The 17,443-nt window shown below is 69.8% G+C and carries 17 protein-coding genes; 7 read left to right on the top strand and 10 right to left on the bottom strand.

Going from position 1 to position 17,443, the window contains the following annotated elements; all coding sequences use genetic code 11:
- Nucleotides 1-11: 11 nt before the first annotated feature.
- Both EJO66_RS09800 and EJO66_RS32950 read left to right on the top strand, forming a co-directional pair.
- Entirely contained in the window at nucleotides 12-683 is a 672-nt protein-coding gene (locus EJO66_RS09800; RefSeq protein ID WP_124958711.1) for a sigma-70 family RNA polymerase sigma factor, read from the top strand.
- Nucleotides 680-1,888 (top strand): hypothetical protein, encoded by a 1,209-nt coding sequence (locus EJO66_RS32950; protein ID WP_223262256.1) that lies wholly within the window; start codon nucleotides 680-682, stop codon nucleotides 1,886-1,888. Before EJO66_RS09800 ends, EJO66_RS32950 begins: the two co-directional genes overlap by 4 nt.
- 51 nt (nucleotides 1,889-1,939) lie before the next feature.
- Here EJO66_RS32950 and EJO66_RS09790 read toward each other — a convergent pair whose 3' ends face one another.
- On the bottom strand, nucleotides 1,940-2,719 hold the full coding sequence (locus EJO66_RS09790; RefSeq protein ID WP_124958710.1) for an enoyl-CoA hydratase: 780 nt from the start codon (nucleotides 2,717-2,719) through the stop codon (nucleotides 1,940-1,942).
- Between the two features lie 168 nt (nucleotides 2,720-2,887).
- On the opposite strand from EJO66_RS09790, the gene EJO66_RS09785 reads away from it, so the two are divergent.
- Nucleotides 2,888-3,493 carry a DUF2325 domain-containing protein gene (locus EJO66_RS09785; RefSeq protein WP_124958709.1) on the top strand — a complete coding sequence of 202 codons (606 nt, stop codon included), beginning with the start codon at nucleotides 2,888-2,890 and terminating at the stop codon, nucleotides 3,491-3,493.
- A gap of 9 nt (nucleotides 3,494-3,502) precedes the next feature.
- Here the strand turns inward: EJO66_RS09785 and EJO66_RS09780 are convergent, their stop codons facing one another.
- The 3 genes from EJO66_RS09780 to EJO66_RS09770 are packed head-to-tail and all read right to left on the bottom strand — an operon-like array spanning nucleotide 3,503 to nucleotide 7,238.
- Nucleotides 3,503-5,359 (bottom strand): M61 family metallopeptidase, encoded by a 1,857-nt coding sequence (locus EJO66_RS09780; RefSeq protein WP_124958708.1) that lies wholly within the window; start codon nucleotides 5,357-5,359, stop codon nucleotides 3,503-3,505.
- A complete protein-coding gene (locus EJO66_RS09775) occupies nucleotides 5,359-6,081 on the bottom strand; it encodes a DsbC family protein (protein WP_124958707.1) in 723 nt (240 codons plus the stop codon). The genes EJO66_RS09780 and EJO66_RS09775 overlap by 1 nt, the downstream gene beginning before the upstream one ends.
- A 20-nt stretch (nucleotides 6,082-6,101) precedes the next feature.
- Nucleotides 6,102-7,238 carry an FAD-dependent monooxygenase gene (locus tag EJO66_RS09770; RefSeq protein WP_124958706.1) on the bottom strand — a complete coding sequence of 379 codons (1,137 nt, stop codon included), beginning with the start codon at nucleotides 7,236-7,238 and terminating at the stop codon, nucleotides 6,102-6,104.
- 98 nt (nucleotides 7,239-7,336) lie between these two features.
- Here EJO66_RS09770 and EJO66_RS09765 point away from each other — a divergent pair, with 98 nt between their 5' ends.
- Both EJO66_RS09765 and EJO66_RS09760 read left to right on the top strand, forming a co-directional pair.
- On the top strand, nucleotides 7,337-8,218 hold the full coding sequence (locus EJO66_RS09765; RefSeq protein ID WP_124958705.1) for an MOSC domain-containing protein: 882 nt from the start codon (nucleotides 7,337-7,339) through the stop codon (nucleotides 8,216-8,218).
- Nucleotides 8,215-9,228 carry a glycerophosphodiester phosphodiesterase family protein gene (locus EJO66_RS09760; RefSeq protein WP_124958704.1) on the top strand — a complete coding sequence of 338 codons (1,014 nt, stop codon included), beginning with the start codon at nucleotides 8,215-8,217 and terminating at the stop codon, nucleotides 9,226-9,228. Before EJO66_RS09765 ends, EJO66_RS09760 begins: the two co-directional genes overlap by 4 nt.
- Nucleotides 9,229-9,240: 12 nt before the next feature.
- Here the strand turns inward: EJO66_RS09760 and rbsD are convergent, their stop codons facing one another.
- Genes rbsD through EJO66_RS09730 form a run of 6 tightly spaced genes read right to left on the bottom strand, consistent with a single transcriptional unit; the run spans nucleotide 9,241 to nucleotide 15,329 of the window.
- Nucleotides 9,241-9,633: a D-ribose pyranase gene (gene rbsD / locus EJO66_RS09755; protein ID WP_124958703.1), complete on the bottom strand. Its 393-nt coding sequence runs from the start codon at nucleotides 9,631-9,633 to the stop codon at nucleotides 9,241-9,243.
- Nucleotides 9,630-10,598, bottom strand: coding sequence for a ribokinase (gene rbsK / locus EJO66_RS09750; RefSeq protein WP_125965181.1), 969 nt, complete (start codon nucleotides 10,596-10,598; stop codon nucleotides 9,630-9,632). The genes rbsD and rbsK overlap by 4 nt, the downstream gene beginning before the upstream one ends.
- A complete protein-coding gene (locus EJO66_RS09745) occupies nucleotides 10,595-11,713 on the bottom strand; it encodes a LacI family DNA-binding transcriptional regulator (RefSeq protein WP_125965180.1) in 1,119 nt (372 codons plus the stop codon). The genes rbsK and EJO66_RS09745 overlap by 4 nt, the downstream gene beginning before the upstream one ends.
- 24 nt (nucleotides 11,714-11,737) lie before the next feature.
- Nucleotides 11,738-12,721 carry an ABC transporter permease gene (locus EJO66_RS09740; RefSeq protein ID WP_124958700.1) on the bottom strand — a complete coding sequence of 328 codons (984 nt, stop codon included), beginning with the start codon at nucleotides 12,719-12,721 and terminating at the stop codon, nucleotides 11,738-11,740.
- Entirely contained in the window at nucleotides 12,718-14,337 is a 1,620-nt protein-coding gene (locus tag EJO66_RS09735) for a sugar ABC transporter ATP-binding protein (RefSeq protein ID WP_125965304.1), read from the bottom strand. The genes EJO66_RS09740 and EJO66_RS09735 overlap by 4 nt, the downstream gene beginning before the upstream one ends.
- 35 nt (nucleotides 14,338-14,372) lie before the next feature.
- A complete protein-coding gene (locus tag EJO66_RS09730) occupies nucleotides 14,373-15,329 on the bottom strand; it encodes a sugar ABC transporter substrate-binding protein (protein WP_125965179.1) in 957 nt (318 codons plus the stop codon).
- Between the two features lie 203 nt (nucleotides 15,330-15,532).
- Between EJO66_RS09730 and ychF the strand changes: the two genes are divergently transcribed.
- Nucleotides 15,533-16,624, top strand: a complete 1,092-nt coding sequence (gene ychF / locus EJO66_RS09725) for a redox-regulated ATPase YchF (protein WP_125965178.1) — start codon at nucleotides 15,533-15,535, stop codon at nucleotides 16,622-16,624.
- A gap of 138 nt (nucleotides 16,625-16,762) precedes the next feature.
- Nucleotides 16,763-17,437, top strand: coding sequence for a glutathione S-transferase (locus EJO66_RS09720; protein WP_125965177.1), 675 nt, complete (start codon nucleotides 16,763-16,765; stop codon nucleotides 17,435-17,437).
- Nucleotides 17,438-17,443: the final 6 nt, after the last annotated feature.

Raw genomic sequence — 17,443 nt, 5'->3', positions numbered from 1 at the left:
AAAATCCGCCGATGTCTGCGCTGCCCCGCGCCCCTTCCGCCAAAGCCGCCACCGAGCGCGACGCCATGCCCGACGACCAGTTGATGCTGGCCTACGCGCGCGGCGACGGCGCGGCGTTCGACGTGCTCTATGCGCGCCACGAGGGCGGGCTGTTCCGCTTCGTCAAGCGGCTGCTGGGCACCCGGCTGGCCGCGCAGGCGGACGAGGTGTTCCAGGACACCTGGGTTCGCATCATCTCCGCGCGCGACAGCTTCTCGCCGCAGGGCGCCGCCTGGCGCACCTGGGCCTTCACGATCGCGCACAACCTGGCGATGGACCGGCTGCGCGTGAGCGGGCGCGAGGTGGCGCTCGATGCGCATCCGGACGATGGCGACGACACCGCTGCCTTTCCCACGCTCGACCGCGGCGTGCGCGGCGCGATGGATGCCGCGGCGCATCCATCGGCCGAGGAGCTTGCGTTCTGGCGCGCCGCCGGCCGCCGCCTGCTGGCCTGCCTCGACGAACTGCCGGCCGAGCAGCGCGCCGCGTTCCTGCTGCACCATGAAGACGGGCTGACGGTCGAAGCGCTCGCGGCCAGCCTGCAGATCGGCTTCGAAACCGTGCGCAGCCGCCTGCGCTATGGGCTGCAGAAACTGCGCGGCTGCATGGAACGCTACCTGTCGGTGCTGGAGCAGCGCGCATGAACAGCAACGGCACCCCCGGCCTTGGCGATGGTGGCGAGGACGGCGCACTGCGCGATCCCGCGCTGCGCCGCGCGCTCGACCATGCACCCGACAGCGACGCGCTGCCCGATCCGCGCACCCGCGAAGCCATCCGGAAGATGGCGCACAACCTCGCACCCGTTCCCGCGGCGGCGCCGGCGGCCGAAGACAAGAGTGCCGCGCCGTGGTGGCGCCGGCTGTTCGGCGGCGGCGGGGGATCGCATGCCCGCATGCCGTGGAACGCCGCCTTTGCGACCGTGCTGCTGGCCACCTTCGTGACCGTGCTCTGGCATCGCGAACCGGTGCCCGATGCGCGGCTGGATGGAGAGGCGGGAGTTGCCTCCGCGCCTGCGACAGCTCCGGAGGCGACGCCATCTGTCGCCACGGTTCCGGCACCAACCACGGCTCCGGCACCAGCGCCCGCGCCAGCTGCCGCACCGCCATCGCCGCAGCCGCAGGCCGAAGCGGCGCGAGACGCGGTGAGCGAAGAGTCCATGCGAAGCAGGGATATCGCGGTGCGCCGATCGGCGCCGCCGCCCTCCGGCAAGCAGGCTGCTGCACCAGTGCCCGAGCCCCAGGTCAGCCAGGCCGCGCCAGAGCCGCCGCCGCCCCTGCCAACGCCGCTTCCCGCACCAGCGTCACCAGCAGCAGCGATCGCACCAGCGCCGCCTCCCGCGGCCATGGCTCCCGCGGCGCCGCCCGCCACCCGCGAGGCCGCCAGTGGCGGCGCTTTTGGTTCTTCTCCGGCCCTGTCGGCACCGCAGCGCAGCCCCGATGCCGAGGCCTCCGGCATGTTGCGCTCAGCCCCCGCGCCGCGCGCGGCCGCGGCAGCCAAGGCCGCAGCAGGTCCGGCTGAAGGTGCGCCCGCGTTCTCGGCGCTCGACCAATGGACCTCGCTGAACGCAACAAGCGCCGGCCAGAGCGTGCGCCATGCACGCGGCGATACCGAGGGGCTGGCCGCGCTGGTCAACACGCTGGCCCGTTCGGCCACCGCGCCGGGCGCCGAGCTGGCCGCGCCGCTCGAGGCGCGGCTGGAGCTCTATCGCGGCGCCACCTTGCTCGCGGTGCTCGAGATCGCGGGCGACCAGGTGCGCTGGACGCCGCAGGGCGCGGCAGCCGGCGCCTCGGTCGGCACGCCGCCGGCACAGGCGCTGGCCGAGTTGAAGGCGCTGCTCGCGCGCCGGTAGCGCAGCAAGCAGCCGTAGCGGCGCAGTACGCGACCGAGCGCGCGCTGCCGCTCAGGCGTTCTTGAAGTCCGGCTGACGCTTGGCGAGGAAGGCGTCCATGCCTTCCTTCTGGTCCTGCGTGGCAAACAGCGCATGGAACAGCCGGCGCTCGAACATCACGCCGTCGGAGAGGCCGCTCTCGAACGCACGGTTGACCGACTCCTTGGCCGCCATCACCGCGATCTGCGAGTAGCCCGCAATGACCAGCGCGGCGCCCAGTGCCTCGTCGGCCAGCTTTTCGTACGGCACCACGCGGCTCACGAGGCCCGCGCGCTCGGCTTCGGCGGCGTCCATCATGCGGGCGGTGAGCGCCATGTCCATCGCCTTGCTCTTGCCCACCGCGCGCGGCAGGCGCTGCGTGCCGCCGGCGCCGGGGATCACGCCGATCTTGATCTCGGGCTGGCCGAACTTGGCGTTGTCGGCTGCAATGATGAAGTCGCACATCATCGCGAGCTCGCAGCCGCCGCCCAGTGCGAAGCCGCTCACGGCCGCGATCACGGGCTTGCGGATCGCGCGGATGGTTTCCCAGTTGCGCGTGATGTAGTCGCCCTTGTAGGTGTCGATGAAGCTGTACTTGGCCATGGCGGCAATGTCGGCGCCGGCCGCGAAGGCGCGCTCGCTGCCGGTCAGGATGATGCAGCCGATGGCGTCGTCGGCATCGAAGGCCTTGAGCGCGGTGCCCAGCTCGGTCATGAGCGCGTCGTTGAGCGCGTTGAGCGCCTTGGGCCGGTGGAGGGTGATGATGCCGACCTTGCCTGCTTCGGTCCGCACTTCGATGTTTTCGTAGCTCATGGTGTCTCCGGGAGAGGGGAAAAAACGCGCTTCACTATACCCAGCATCCGGCGCAGGCGCGCTGGCGGCGCTTTGTGCGCACGGCCCCTTGCCACCGCCGAGTCCACTTCGCCTTCGGTGTCCAATTGAGAATTGATCTCATCTAGAATGCCCGCCATGGAGTTCCCGATGCAAGAACATGCCGTGCTGCTGCGGGCCTATGCCCGGGTCCAGGAACGCTGCTCGCGAGTGATGGCCGGGCAGGCCGCGCGCATCGCGCAACTCGAGGCGCAGGTCGTGCGGCTGCACGGCGCGCTGGTGGCGCGCGATTCCGCCATTGCCATCGTGCGCGAGGAACTCGCGGCGCGCGCCGCCGTGGGCAGTGCGCTGCCCAAGCGCCTCGATGCGCTGCTGGCACCGGCGGCAAGCCGGCGCCGCGCCGTGCCGCGGCCCCATGGCGCTGCTCCGGCCGACCTGCGCGAAAAGGCGGTGCTGTGCGTCGGCCGCGAGGAAGAGGCACCATCGCTCGCACGCCAGCTGGTGGAGATTGCCGGCGGCCGCTATCTGCACCACGACGGCGGCGACGATGCCGACGAGCTGGCACTCGAAGCCGGGCTGCGCGCCGCCGACCTTGTCATCTGCCAGACCGGCTGCGTGAGCCACGGTGCCTACTGGCGCGTGCAGGACCACTGCCGGCGAACCGGCAAGCCCTGCGTACTGGTGGGCGAGCCGCAGCCGATCCAGTTCGTGCGGCCGCCGCCGGCCACCGCTGCCACCACGGACAGCGAACGCTAGCGGGTTCTCTCAGCGCCGCGCGCCCGGCGCGAGCCAGGCCGCGATCCTTGCCGCGTCGTGCGAGAACAGGCGCCAGGTGGTTGCGCCCTCCGGCAGCACCAGCGGCAGCCTCAGCAGCTTGCGGTCGCGCGCCACCAGCGCGGTGCAGCGGGTGGCGTCGCCGAGGTACAGCGCCAGGTCGTCGAGCTTGGCGATGCGCCAGGCCTGCGCGGGGCGCTGCTGGCCCTTGCGGCCGACGGCAGGCAGCTCGATGCCGATCCATTCGTCGTTGGCCGAGAAGCCGGCCTTTTCGGCCGCGCCGCCGCGCAGCACCACCTTGACCTGAACGCTGCCGTTGGCCTCGGCCACGCGCAGGCCCAGCGCCTGCGCCTGCTGCGACGGATCTTCGAGTGCGGCCACGCCATGCGCGCGCAGCAGTTCGGCCAGCGGCAGTTCGTCGGTGGAGTGAATCCACTGCGCGATCTCGGCCGCATAGGAGCGGCCGCCCACGGCCTGGAGCGCCGCGGCCACGTCGGCTTCGCTGATCGGGCCGCCGCCGCCTTGGGTCCACAGGTGGCGCATCACGTCGTCGAGCGTGCCCTTGCCTTCGCGGCGCAAGGTGAGGTCGAAGCACAGCGCCACCAGCGCGCCCTTGGTGTAGTAGCTGACGGTGCCGTTGGGCGTTTGCTCGTCCTGCCGGTAGTACTTGACCCAGGCATCGAAGCTCGCCTCGGCCACCGACTGCACGAGACGGCCCGGCGTCTGCAGCACCTGGTTCACGGTCTTGTTGAGCAGGCGCAGGTAGCCCGCATCGTCGATGCGGCCGGCGCGGCGCAGCAGCAGGTCGTCGTAGTAGCTGGTGAAGCCCTCGAAGAACCACAGCATCTGCGTGTAGTTCTCGCGACCGTAGTCGTAGTGCGCGAACTCGGCCGGGCGCATGCGCTTGACGTTCCAGGTGTGGAAGTACTCGTGGCTGATCAGGCCCATCAGCGTGGTGTAGCCCTCGGGCTGCTTCTTCGCCCCGCGCTGCGGCAGGTCGCGCCGGTTGCAGATCAGCGCGGTGGAGTGCCGGTGCTCGAGCCCGCCGTAGCCGTCGTCCACCGCGTTGAGCATGAACACGTAGCGGTCGATCGGCAGCTTGGGGCCGCCGCGCTTGCCGGCCTTGTCGCCATGCCAGAAGCGGATCTCGGCTTCGCAGATGGCCTGGGTGTCGGCGATCAGGCGCTCGCCGTCGAACGAGGCGGCGGCACCCGCGATGACGAAGCGGTGCGGCACGCCGCAGGCCTCGAATTCGGCGCTCCAGAAGGGGCCCATCTCGACCGGGCTGTCGGCCAGCTCGTCGTAGCCGGCGGCCAGGTAGCGGCCGAAGCCGTGCTTGTCGGTCTTCTCGGGCACGAGCGCGGTGGCGCACGACCAGCGCGCATCGTCGCCGGACGACAAGGTGGGTGCGCTGATTTCAAGCGCATGCGGCGCATCGGTCTGGCCCTCGACGCGCAGGCACAGGCTGGTGCCGTTGAAGAAGCCGCGGCCGGCGTCGAGCCAGGCGGTGCGCACCGAGTTGTCGTAGGCGCAGACCTGGTAGTGCAGCACCAGCGGCTGGCCCGGCACGCAGTCGACCTGCCAGCTGCACTTGTCGAGCTGCGTCAGCGCGGGCTTGCGGCGTCCCTGGGTGGCGCGCAGGCCCTGCAGGTTCTTGGCGAACTCGCGCACCAGGTAGCTGCCCGGAATCCACACCGGCAGCGCCACGCGCTGCTGCGCGGCGGGGGCCTCGATGGTCAGGGTGACGGCGAAGAGATGCGCATGCAGGTCGGCGCACTCGATGCGGTAGTGCACCGCGGCGGCCGGCGCAGCCGCTCGCGCGCGCCGGGAAACGGTCGGCGCGGCCATCAGTTGATGGAGGCGGCGAGTTGCTTCTCGACCTGGTCCGCGGGAATGGCGCCCGGCGCGCGGGTGCCGTCGCTGAAGATCAGCGTGGGCGTGCCGGTGATGTTGTACTTGCGGCCGAACTCGACGTTGCGCTGCAGGGCCGCGACGTCGCAGCTGGATGCCGCGGTGGCGGGCTTGACGCTGGCTTCCATCCAGTCGGCCCAGGCCTTGCCCTTGTCCTTGCTGCACCAGATGTCGCGCGACTTGACGGCCGAATCGGGGCCGAGCACGGGGTAGAGGAACAGGTAGACGGTGACGTTGTCGACCGCCTTCATGTCTTTCTCGAAGCGCTTGCAGTAGCCGCAGTTCGGGTCTTCGAACACCGCGAGCTTGCGCTTGCCGCTGCCGCGCACGATCTTGATGGCGTCTTTCACCGGCAGCTTGTCGAACGAGACCTGGCTGAGCTTCTCGATGCGCTCCTCGGTCAGGTTCTTGCGCGCATTCACATCGATCAGGTTGCCCTGCAGCAGGTAGTTGCCCTGCTCGTCGGTGTAGTAGATCTGGAAGCCGTTCACGCGCACTTCGTAGAGGCCCGGCAGCGGCGACTTGGTGACTTCGTCGATGGCCGGGAACTGCGGAATGCGCGCCGGAAGGTTCTTGCGGATCTCGGCTTCACCGGCCAGGGCCGTGGCGGCCGCAGCCAGCGTGCAGGCGGCGAGAAGAAGGTTGCGTGCGAGTTTCATTGGAAGTCCGGTCGATGGATTCATGCCTTCAAGCCCATCGCCTGGTTGGCGATCCAGTGCTTGAGGAGGCGCGTGCGGTCGAAGCCGCGCATGCCCCAGTTGCGCAGCGCGGGCAGGGGCCCCACGCTGTGCGAGAACAGCTGCTGCAGGCCGTCGGTGGCCAGGCTCATCTGCAGCACGTCGGCGCGGCGCGCGCGCTCGTAACGGCGCAGCAGGCGCGGGTCGCCCACGCTGCGCCAATATTCGCGCTGCCTGATCACGTCGGCCAGCATGGCCGCATCGGCCAGGCCGAGGTTGAGGCCCTGGCCAGCGAGCGGATGCACCGTGTGGGCCGCGTCGCCGGCCAATGCCCACGATTGCGCGGCCGCGCCCTGCGCCTGCGGCATGGTGCCGGTCCAGCGGTCGGCAATGGCGCGCGCGAGTGGCCAGGCGGCGCGCTCGCTCGTGAGCCGAAGCGGGCCGAGCGCGCCATGGCTGGCTTCGCTCACCGCGGCGTTGAATTCCTCGTCGCCTTGCGCCAGCAGCGCGGGCGCGCGGAGCTGGTCGACCGACCACACCAGCGCCAGCGAACGGCCCTGCACGCCGCCCATCGGCAGCAGCGCCAGCACCTCGCCCGCGTCGTTGAACCACTGGCGCGCCACGCCGTCGTGCGGCTGCGCGGCTTCGAGCCGCGCCGCAATCGCATGCTGGGGATAGCGCGTGACCGCGTAGCTCACGCCGAGGGCGTCGCGTGTGGCGCTGGCCTTGCCTTCGCACACCACGGTGAGCGGCGCGGACGCGGGCTCGGACACGACTTCGACCTGGGGCTGGAAGCGCACCGCATCGGCCAGCTGCTGCTCGAGTGCCGGCACGTCGACGATCCAGGCCAGCGCATCGACCTTCTGCCGCACGGCGCTGAACTGCACGCGCCCGCCTTCGTCGCCGTGCACGAGCATCTCGCGCACCGGCGTGGCATGCGCCGGGTCGGGCCAGGCGCGCAGCGATTCGAGCAAGGTGCGGGAGGCGGTGTTGAGCGCATAGGCCCGGATGTCCTGCTTGCCGGCTGCGGCGGGCGGAACCACCAGCGCGACGCGCACGCGCTCGCGTGCGAGCAGCAGGGCCAGCGTGCGGCCCACGATGCCGGCGCCGCGAATGCAAACTTCAGGAGGGAGGGCCATCCGGCCATTGTAAGAACAAGCCCGTTCCCGGGCTGCGCCCCCGGTGGGCCGATGCGGGACAATCGCTGCCCAATTCCAAGGAATCCAAGGAACCCCACGTGCCACAGCCCGCCTTCGACATTGAAGCCACCATTGCGCGCCTGTTCGTCTACCCCGTCAAATCGTGCGCAGGGGTCGAGCTTCCCGAGGCGTTGCTGACCGAGACCGGCCTGGAATTCGACCGCGCCTGGATGGTGGTCGATGCGCAGGGCGAGTTCGTGACCCAGCGGCAATTGCCGCGCATGGCGCTGATCCGCCCGCAGATGAAGCACATGGAAGCGGTGCTGCGCGCGCCGGGCATGCTGGCCCTGCACCTGGCGTTCGACCGGGTCGAGAAGCCGGTGCGCGTGCGCGTCTGGAAGGATGAGGTGGCGGCCTACGACATGGGCGACATCGCCGCCCAGTGGTTCAGCGACTTTCTCTCCGAGCCGGGCAAGCCGCAGGCGCTGCGGCTGGTGCGCTTCGACCCCGAGCACAAGCGCCTGTCGAGCCTGCAGTGGACCGATGGCGTCGAGGCGACGAACCAGTTCGCCGACGGCTATCCGCTGCTGGTGGCCAGCGAGGGCTCGCTGGCCGAGCTCAACGAGCGGCTGGCCGCCGCGGGCCACGATGCGGTCGGCATCGAGCGCTTCCGGCCGAACATCGTGCTGGCCGGCATCGAGTCGCACGACGAGGACCGGGTCGATGCGCTGCACGTCGCCACCGGCGAGGGCGAGGCCGAGCTCAAGCCGGTCAAGCCCTGCACCCGCTGCCCGATTCCCGACATCGACCCGGCCACCGCCACGAGCAGCCCCGAGGTCGGCGACACGCTGCGCACCTACCGCGCCGATCCGCGCGTCGACGGACGCATCACCTTCGGCATGAACTGCATCGTGCTGCAGGGCGTGGAGCACATGCTCAAGGTGGGGCAGGCCGTGGGCGCGAACTACCGCTTCGAATGAGAAAACGCGGCCGCTGGCGCCGCACGCTGCGCGGCCTCGCGGGGTTTCTGGCCGTTGCCGCAACGGGCTCGATGCTGCTCTTTGCCGGCAACCAGTCGCGCTGGCTCGAGCCGCCTGCTGCGCGACCCTTCCTGCTGTCGCACCGCGGCGTGCACCAGACCTTCGACACGCACGGCCTGCGCAACGACACCTGCACCGCCGCGCGCATCCATGCGCCGACGCATGCGCTGATCGAGAACACGCTGGACTCGATGCGGGCCGCTTTCGACGCGGGCGCGGACATGGTGGAATTCGACGTCCACCCTACGCGCGACGGCGCCTTTGCGGTGTTCCACGACTGGAGGCTCGAATGCCGCACCGACGGACGAGGCGTCGTGCGCGACCATACGCTGGCGCAGCTGCAGGCGCTGGACGTCGGCCACGGCTATACCGCCGACGGCGGCAGGACCTATCCGCTGCGGGGCAAGGGCATCGGGCTGATGCCGAGCCTGGCGCAGGTGCTGGATGCATTCCCGGCACGGCGCTTTCTCATCCACATGAAGAGCCGCGATCCCGAAGAAGGCCGGCTGCTTGCAGGCCATCTCGCCGCGCTTGATGCGGCGCAGCGGGATCGGCTTGCGGTGTACGGCAGCGACGAGCCGGTCGGCGCGCTCGAACAGGCGCTGCCGGGCATCCGGGTTGCACCGCGCCGTGCGCTGGTGCAGTGCCTGCTGCGCTACGCGGCGCTCGGCTGGTCGGGCTACATGCCCGAAGCATGCCGAGGCGGCTTGATGCTGGTGCCGGCCAATGTGGCGCCATGGCTCTGGGGCTGGCCGCATCGGCTGCAGCGGCGCCTGGAGGCTGCCGGCACGCAGCTGGTGGTGGTCGGGCCGTATGCCGGCGGCGATTTCAGCAGCGGCATCGACAGTGCCGAGGCGCTCGCAAAGCTGCCGGCCGACTATCGCGGCGGCCTGTGGACCAACCGCATCGAGCGCATCGGTCCGGCCGTGCGCTCGGGCCTGCCGGACTGAACCGGCGGCGCCTCAGAAGCTCACGCCGGCAATCAGCATGATGTTGGCGTAGGGCGTGCATTCGCCCGTGCGCACGACGGCCCGCGCCTTCGCGCTGCGGCGCTTGAACTCCTCGTGCGGGACGCTCTGCGGCGCCACGCCGAGCGACTGCGGGTACCAGGCGGGCAGGGCCTTGGCGCCGTTCAGTGCCTCGTCGGCCACCACCACGCTCTCGACCTGCATCTCCGACAGCACGGCCTGCAGCACGTCGGCCAGCAGCGGCACGCCGCGCGCCACGGCCAGGTCGATGCGTCGCGGGCCGTCGGGAATCGGCAGGCCGGCATCGCCGATCACCAGCATGTCGCCATGGCCGAGCGCGGCAATCACTTGCGAGAGCTCGGCATGCAGCAGGGCGGTACGTTTCACAGCGCGATCCAGTCGGCAGGCATGGGGCTTTGCAGCACGGCATCGCGCTGCGGAATGGAGGGCTGGGCGCCGGGCTGCTGGATGCACAGCGCGGCGGCGCGGATGCCCAGGCGCACGGCTTCGTCGAAGGACTGGCCCTCGCCCAGCGCCACGGCCAGCGCGCCCAGGAAGGTGTCGCCCGCGGCCGTGGTGTCGACCGCCTGCACCTTGGGCGCGGGATGGTGGCGCGCGCCATCGGCATCGATGGCCACGGCGCCGCGCGCGCCGAGCGTGACGACCACGCGCGCAATGCCCTTGGCGCGCAAGGCCTGGCCGGCCAGCGCGGCTTCCTGCGGGCTGTCCGCGGCCTGGCCGCACAGCGCCTCGGCCTCGATCTCGTTGACGACCAGCGTGTCGATGCGCGGCCACAGCGGCTCGGCGATCGGCTGCACCGGCGACGGGTTGAGCAGCACCTTGCAGCCGGCCTCGTGCGCCACCGAAATGGCGCGCGCGACCTGGTCCATCGGTATCTCGAACTGCGTCACCAGGAAGGCCGCGCCCTGCAGCTGCTGCCGCAGCGCCGCCTGGTCGATCTCGGCCTGCGCGTTGGCGCCGGGAATCATCACGATGCGGTTCTGGCCGCCGTCTTCCACCAGGATCAGCGCGGTGCCCGTGGGCTCGCTGGGGCTGGTGCGCAGCGCGGCGGTGTCGATGCCGTCGCGCTCGAGCGCATCGCGCAGCGCCTGGCCGTGCGCGTCGTTGCCGACGCAGCCGATCATGCCGACGCGGCCGCCTTCGCGCGCGCAGCTCACGGCCTGGTTGGCGCCCTTGCCGCCCGGAATATGGGCGATCGAATGGCCCAGCAGGGTTTCGCCCGCGGCCGGCGCATGCGGCACGCGCAGCACGATGTCCATGTTCAGGCTGCCGAGCACCACGATGCGCGGCGGCGGGGCGGCGCTGGAAGAGGAAGAAGGCTTCGAACTCACGGGGTGCGGGACTTTCGGCTTGGCGTGGCTGCCGCTTCGGACGCGGGTGCCGAAGAGGATGAGGAAGAGGAAGACGGCGCGGCCGCCTCGCGGAAGCTTGCGTGCCGCGCGGTCGAGGCGCGCACGCGCAGCTCGGGCTGCAGCACCACCTTGCGCGCATCGCGCCGCTTGCCGCCCACGCGCTCCAGCAGCATGTCGACCGCGAGCGCGCCGATGCGCTCCTTGGGCTGTGCCACGGTGGTGAGCGGCGGGCTGGTGTAGGCCGAGAGTTCGATGTCGTCGAAGCCCACGATCGAGAGTTCGTCGGGCACGTGCACGCCGCTTTCATGCGCGGCGCGCAGGGCGCCGATGGCCATCAGGTCGTTGCAGACGAAGACGGCCGAGGGCGCCTCTTCGGTGCGCAGGATCGCGTGCATCGCCTCGTAGCCGCCCTGGCTCGTGAAGCCGCCGCGCCACAGCAGGGCGTCGGCATTCGCGATGTCGGGTGTGGCGCCGCTCTCGGCCAGCGCCATGCGCCAGCCCTCGATGCGCTGCTCGCTCGGCATCACGCCCACCGGCCCGCCGATGCAGGCAATGCGCTTGTGGCCGAGCGACAGCAGGTGCCGCACTGCGAGCAGGCCGCCCTGCATGTGGGCGGTTTCCACCAGGTCGCAGGCCGGGTCGGCAATCTCGCGGTCGACCAGCACGGTGGGAATGCGCAGGCCGTGCAACTGAGTGACGAGCGAATCGTCGTCGCCGGCGCCCGTCGACACCACGATCAGCCCGTCGATGCGGCGCTCGGCCAGCACCTGCAGGTAGACGCTCTGGCGGCGCGGTTCGTCGTCGGTATTGCAGAGCACCAGCGTGTAGCCGGCGCCGAAGCAGCGGTCTTCGACGATGCGCACGATCTCGGCAAAGTAGGGGTTCGAGCTGTTCGGAATCAGCATGCCGAGCGTCGAGGTGGTGTTGCTCTTGAGGCTGCGCGCCATGGCGTTGGGCACGTAGCCCAGCTCGCGGATGGCCTCTTCCACGCGCTCGCGGCCCTTGGCGCTCACGTGGCGCGTGTCGTTGACCACGTGCGAGACGGTGGTGACCGAAACTCCCGCGCGCAGCGCGACGTCCTTGATGGTGGCCATGGTTGCTTCCCCTTTTATGCAGCGTCAGGCCAGGCGGCGATCGGCCCGGCGCTGGCGCAAGGTGTCGATGATCACCGCAACCACGATGACCGCGCCGGTGATGATGCGTTTGCTCGGCTCGCTGGCGCCCACCTGCGCGAGTCCGGCCTCGAGCACCGCGATGATCAGCACGCCGAAGAAGGTGTTGACCACCGAGCCGCGCCCGCCCATGAGGCTGGTGCCGCCGATCACCACGGCCGCGATCACCTGCAGCTCGATGCCGACGCCGGCATTGGGGTCGGCCGCTTCGAGCCGCGCCGACTGCATGAGTCCGGCCAGGCCCGCCAGCAGGCCGGTGGCGGCAAACACGAGGATGCGGATCGGCCGCGGATCGATGCCCGCGAGCCGCATGGCTTCTTCGTTGGTGCCGATGCCCACCACGTGCCGGCCGAACACCGTGCGCGTGAGCACCAGCTGGCCGGCGGCCACCAGCACCACCGCGAGCACGAAGGCGGCGGAAATGCCGCCGACCCAGGGCGCGGCCAGGCCCGAGATGGCGTCGCCCACGTACTGCGTGCGCGAATCGGTCACCAGGTAGGCGCCGCCGCGCACCGCCTCCAGCATGCCCAGCGAGACGATGAAGCTCGGCAGCCGCCATGCGACCGACACCGCGCCCGTCACGCTGCCGCATACCAGCCCGGTGGCCAGGCCCAGCGCGGCGGCCACCGGCACCGAGAGCTTCCACTGGAGGATGGCGGCGGCCGTGACGGCCGCGCTCAGCGCAAGCACCGAGCCCACCGACAGGTCGATGCCCGCGATGATCAGCACGAAGGTCATGCCGACCGCCATCACCGCGAGCGCGGGAATCTCGTTGGCAATGGAGATGAAGGTTTCGCGCGTGAGGAAATATTCGCTCAGCGTGCCGAAGAGCGCGACCATGCCCACGAGCACGACGGTCAGGCCCACGTAGGTGCCCAGCTGGCCCTTCAAGGCGGAGGGCGGGGCGGAGGTGGCAGCGGCTGCAGTCATGGTGTGTCGGCGGTGGCCGGTTGGCCAGGATTCGAATCGGAAATGGCGGAGCCCGCCGTGGGGGTTGCCGAGGCGGCAGTGCGGCCTGCCGCATCGCTGAAGGCGGCGGCCAGCAGCGATTGCTCGCTCCAGTGACCGCGCTCGAACACCGCGACCAGCCGGCCGGCGCTCATCACGCCGATGCGGTCGCACATGGCCATGAGTTCGCGCAGGTCGCTCGACACCATCAAGAGTGCCTTGCCGGCGTCGGTCATGCGGTCGAGCTCGGCATACAGGTCGGCGCGCGCGCCGACGTCCACGCCGCGCGTGGGCTCGTCGAGCAGCAGCACCTTGCATTCGCGGTGCAGCCAGCGCGCGAACACCACCTTCTGCTGGTTGCCGCCGCTCAGGGTGGCCACTGGCTGTTCGATGCTGCGCGAGCGGATGCGCAGCAGCTCCACCAGGCGCCTCGCAATGCCGCGCTCCTTGGCACGCTGCAGCCAGCCGGCGTGCGAGATGGCGCCCAGGTCGCTCAGCGTGGCGTTGACGCGGATCGATTGCGTGAGCAGAAGCCCCTGCGACTTGCGGTCTTCGGTCACCAGGCCGATGCCGGCGCGGATGGCCTGCATCGGCGAGCGCCAGCCCTTGCGCACGCGCAGCACCGGCTGCGTGGCGGCAATGCCGTCGTAGAGAAGAATTTCGCCGCGGTCGGCACGGTCGGCGCCGAACAGCAGGCGCACGAGTTCGGTCCGGCCGGAGCCGACCAGGCCCGCCAGGCCCATGACTTCGCCCGCGTGCAGGTCAATGTCGATGTCCTTCACGGCCTCGGCCCGGCCGATGCCGCGCGCGCTCAGCAGCACCGGCCCGGCCACGCGGCGGTCGCGGCCTTCGTGCTCGTGCACCGCGCGGCCCACCATGCGCTGCACCAGTTCGGCTTCGCGCACGCCGGCCATGGCGCGCACGTCCACCAGTCGGCCGTCGCGCAGCACCGCCACACGGTCGGCAATGCGCTGCAGTTCCTCGAGCCGGTGCGACACGTAGACGATGGCCACGCCGCGCGCCTTCAGCAGCTCGATCTGCTCGAACAGGTGCGAGGTCTCGCGCGGCGTGAGCATGGCGGTGGGCTCGTCGAGCACCAGCACGCGCGTGTCGTCCTGCAGGTTGCGCGCGATCTCGACCATCTGCTGCTGGCCGATGCCCAGCCGCGCCACGGGCGTGGCCGGGTCGATGTGCTCCATGCCGATCTTCGCGAGCTGGCGCGCGGCCAGCTTGTGCAGCTTGCCGCGGCGGATCCAGCCGGTCTGGTTGGGCAACCGGTCGAGCAGCAGGTTCTCGGCCACCGACAGCGTGGTGACCAGCCCCAGCTCCTGCATGACCATGCGCACGCCCAGCCGCTCGGCGTCGCGGCGGGAAGCAGGCTGGAACGCCACGCCGCCCAGCAGCATCTGTCCGCGCGTGGGCTGCACCAGGCCGCAGACGATCTTCGAGAGCGTGCTCTTGCCGGCACCGTTCTCGCCCGTGAGCGCGAGCACTTCGCCGGCGTTCAGCACCAGCGAGACGTCGTCGAGCACGGGCGCCGCATAGTCCTTGCCGAGCGCGCTCAGCGAGAGCACGGGGACGGCAAGGCCGGCATTCATGGCGGCGGCAGGGGCGTTCAACGTCGGCCTTTTTCTTACTTTGCGGAAGTCTTGGTGACCAGCACCACGTCGGTCTTCACTTCGGCAGGCATGCTCGACTGCGGCTTCTTCTCGGCCAGCGCCTTGAGCGCGGTCTCGATGCCGAACACCGCCTGCTTGGCCGCGAACTGGTCGGCCGTGGCCAGCACGCGGCCGTCGGCCAGCATCGGCTTGATGGCGCCGATGTTGTCGTAGCCCACCACCAGCACCTTGCCGGTCTTGCCCGCGGCCTTGACGGCGGCCACGGCGCCCAGCGCCATGCTGTCGTTGCCCGCCAGCAGCGCCTTCAGGTCGGGGTGCTCGCGCATCATGCCGGCGGCCACCGTGTTGCCCTTGTCGATTTCCCACTGGCCCGACTGCACGCCCACCACGGTGGCGCCGGCGGCCTTCATGGCGTCCTGGTAGCCGAGGGTGCGCTGCTGCGCATTGAAGGTGGTCGACACGCCTTCGATGATGCCGACCTTGTCGCCGGCCTTCAGGCTCTTGGCGAGCTCGTCGCCCACCAGCTTGGCGCCGGCGCGGTTGTCGGGGCCGACGAAGGGCACCTGGATGCCCTTTTCCTTCAGGGCGGCGGCGTCGAACTGGTTGTCGATGTTGACGACGAGGATGCCCTTGTCGATGGCCGCCTTGACCACCGGCACCAGCGCCTTCGAATCGGCCGGCGCGATGACCAGCGCATTGATCTTCTGCGCCATCATCTGCTCGACCATCTTGATCTGGGCGGCCGTGTCGGTCTCGTCCTTGATGCCGTTGGCCACCAGCGTGTACTGCGCGGCATGCGCCTTCTGGTGCGCCTTGGCGCCGTCTTCCATGGTGCGGAAGAATTCGTTGGCCAGCGACTTCATGACCAGCGCGACCTTGGGCTTGTCCTGGGCAAGGGCGGGCGAGGCGGCGAAGGCGCCCAGCAGCGCCAGGGCGGCTGCGCCTTGCAGCGTGCGGCGGGTGAACTTCATGGGTGATGTCTCCTGAGGTGGTTGAGCGGTGCGCCGGTCTGTGGCCGGGGCACCGATGTTAACCAACGAAAACGTTTGCGCAAACGTTTGCTAATCCGGTTTAACCCTGAGCCGGAATGCGGCTTTCCGGCCGCCAAAGTACGCGCAGGCCGGGGGAGAGCCGGCCTCCGCCTAAAATCCCCGGTTACCCAAGAGGACCCCCCATGAGTTTGCAATGCGGCATCGTCGGCCTGCCCAACGTCGGTAAATCCACTCTTTTCAATGCGTTGACCAAGGCCGGCATCGCGGCGGAAAACTATCCGTTCTGCACCATCGAGCCCAACGTGGGCGTGGTGGAAGTGCCTGATCCGCGGCTCGCGCAACTGAGCGAGATCGTCCAGCCCGAGCGCGTGGTGCCCGCCATCGTCGAGTTCGTCGACATTGCCGGCCTGGTGGCCGGCGCCAGCACGGGCGAGGGCCTGGGCAACAAGTTTCTCGCGCACATCCGCGAAACCGATGCCACCGTGAACGTGGTGCGCTGCTTCGACGACGAGAACGTGATCCACGTGGCCGGCAAGGTCGACCCGATCTCCGACATCGAGGTGATCCAGACCGAACTCTGCCTGGCCGACCTCGCCACCGTCGAGAAAGCGCTGCACCGTCACACCAAGGTGGCGCGTTCGGGTGACAAGGACGCGCAGAAGCTGGTCGGCCTGCTCGAGCGCTGCCAGGCCGCGCTGAACGAGAACACGCCGGTGCGCGCGCTCGAGTTCACGAAGGAAGAGCAGCCGCTGGTGAAGTCGTTCACGCTGATCACCGCCAAGCCCGCGATGTTCGTCGGCAACGTGGCCGAAGACGGCTTCGAGAACAACCCCTACCTCGACCGCCTGCGCGAATACGCGGCCAAGCAGGGCGCACCCGTGGTCGCCATCTGCGCCAAGATCGAAGCCGAACTCGCCGAGATGGACGACGAGGACAAGAAGATGTTCCTCGCCGAAATCGGCCAGGAGGAGCCGGGCCTCAACCGCCTGATCCGCGCGGCCTACAAGCTGCTGGGCCTGCAAACCTACTTCACCGCCGGCGTGAAGGAAGTGCGCGCCTGGACCATCCACATCGGCGACACCGGCCCCCAGGCCGCCGGCGTGATCCACGGCGACTTCGAAAAAGGCTACATCCGCGCCCAGACCATTTCGTTCGAGGACTACATCGCCTACAAGGGCGAACAGGGTGCGAAGGACGCGGGCAAGATGCGTTCGGAAGGCAAGGAGTACGTCGTCAAGGACGGCGACGTGATGAACTTCCTCTTCAGTTCATAACTGGCTCACCCCCAGTCTTCGCGCACTTCGTGTCGCTACGCCAACCCCCTCGCCGGGGCAACACCAGCGGCCCGGCAAAGCCGGTTCCGCGGTGTTCCACGAAAAGGCACGCCCCTTCCTCCAAGCACCTGTCGCCGTATGCTCACCGTCCATCACCTCAATAATTCGCGCTCGCAGCGCGTGCTGTGGCTGCTCGAAGAACTCGGCCTGCCCTACGAGATCGTCCACTACCAGCGCGATCCGCAGACCATGTTGGCGCCCGCTTCGCTGCGGGCCGTGCATCCGCTGGGCAAGTCGCCGGTGGTGACCGCCGGCGACGGCCTCACGCTCGCGGAATCGGGCGCGATCATCGAAACGCTGATCGAGCGCCATGGCCGCGGCCGACTTGCGCCCGCGGCGGGCACGCCCGAGGCGGTGCGCTATCGCTACTGGCTGCACTTCGCGGAAGGCTCGGCGATGTCGCCGCTGCTGCTCAAGCTGGTGTTCGACAGGATCGAGAACAGCAAGATGCCCTTCTTCGTGAAGCCGATCGCGAAGATGATTTCGGGCAAGGCGAAGGCGGCCATCGTCATGCCCAACATCGAGAGCCACCTGAATTTCATGGAAGCCGAACTCGGCAAGAGCGAGTGGTTTGCCGGCAGCGAATTCACGGGCGCCGACATCCAGATGAGTTTTCCGGTCGAAGCCGCGCAGGCGCGCGGCGGCCTCGACGCGAAGCGGCCCAGGCTGATGGCGTACCTGGAGCGCATCCATGCGCGCCCGGCCTACCAGCGCGCGCTCGAACGCGGCGGCCCCTACGGCCTGCTGAACTGAAGCGGC

The organism is Variovorax beijingensis (genome assembly GCF_003951285.1).
GTDB classification, from domain to species: domain Bacteria; phylum Pseudomonadota; class Gammaproteobacteria; order Burkholderiales; family Burkholderiaceae_C; genus Variovorax; species Variovorax beijingensis.
The sequence above is the reverse complement of the archived record's forward strand: the minus strand, read 5'-3'. Positions and strand labels throughout refer to the sequence as shown.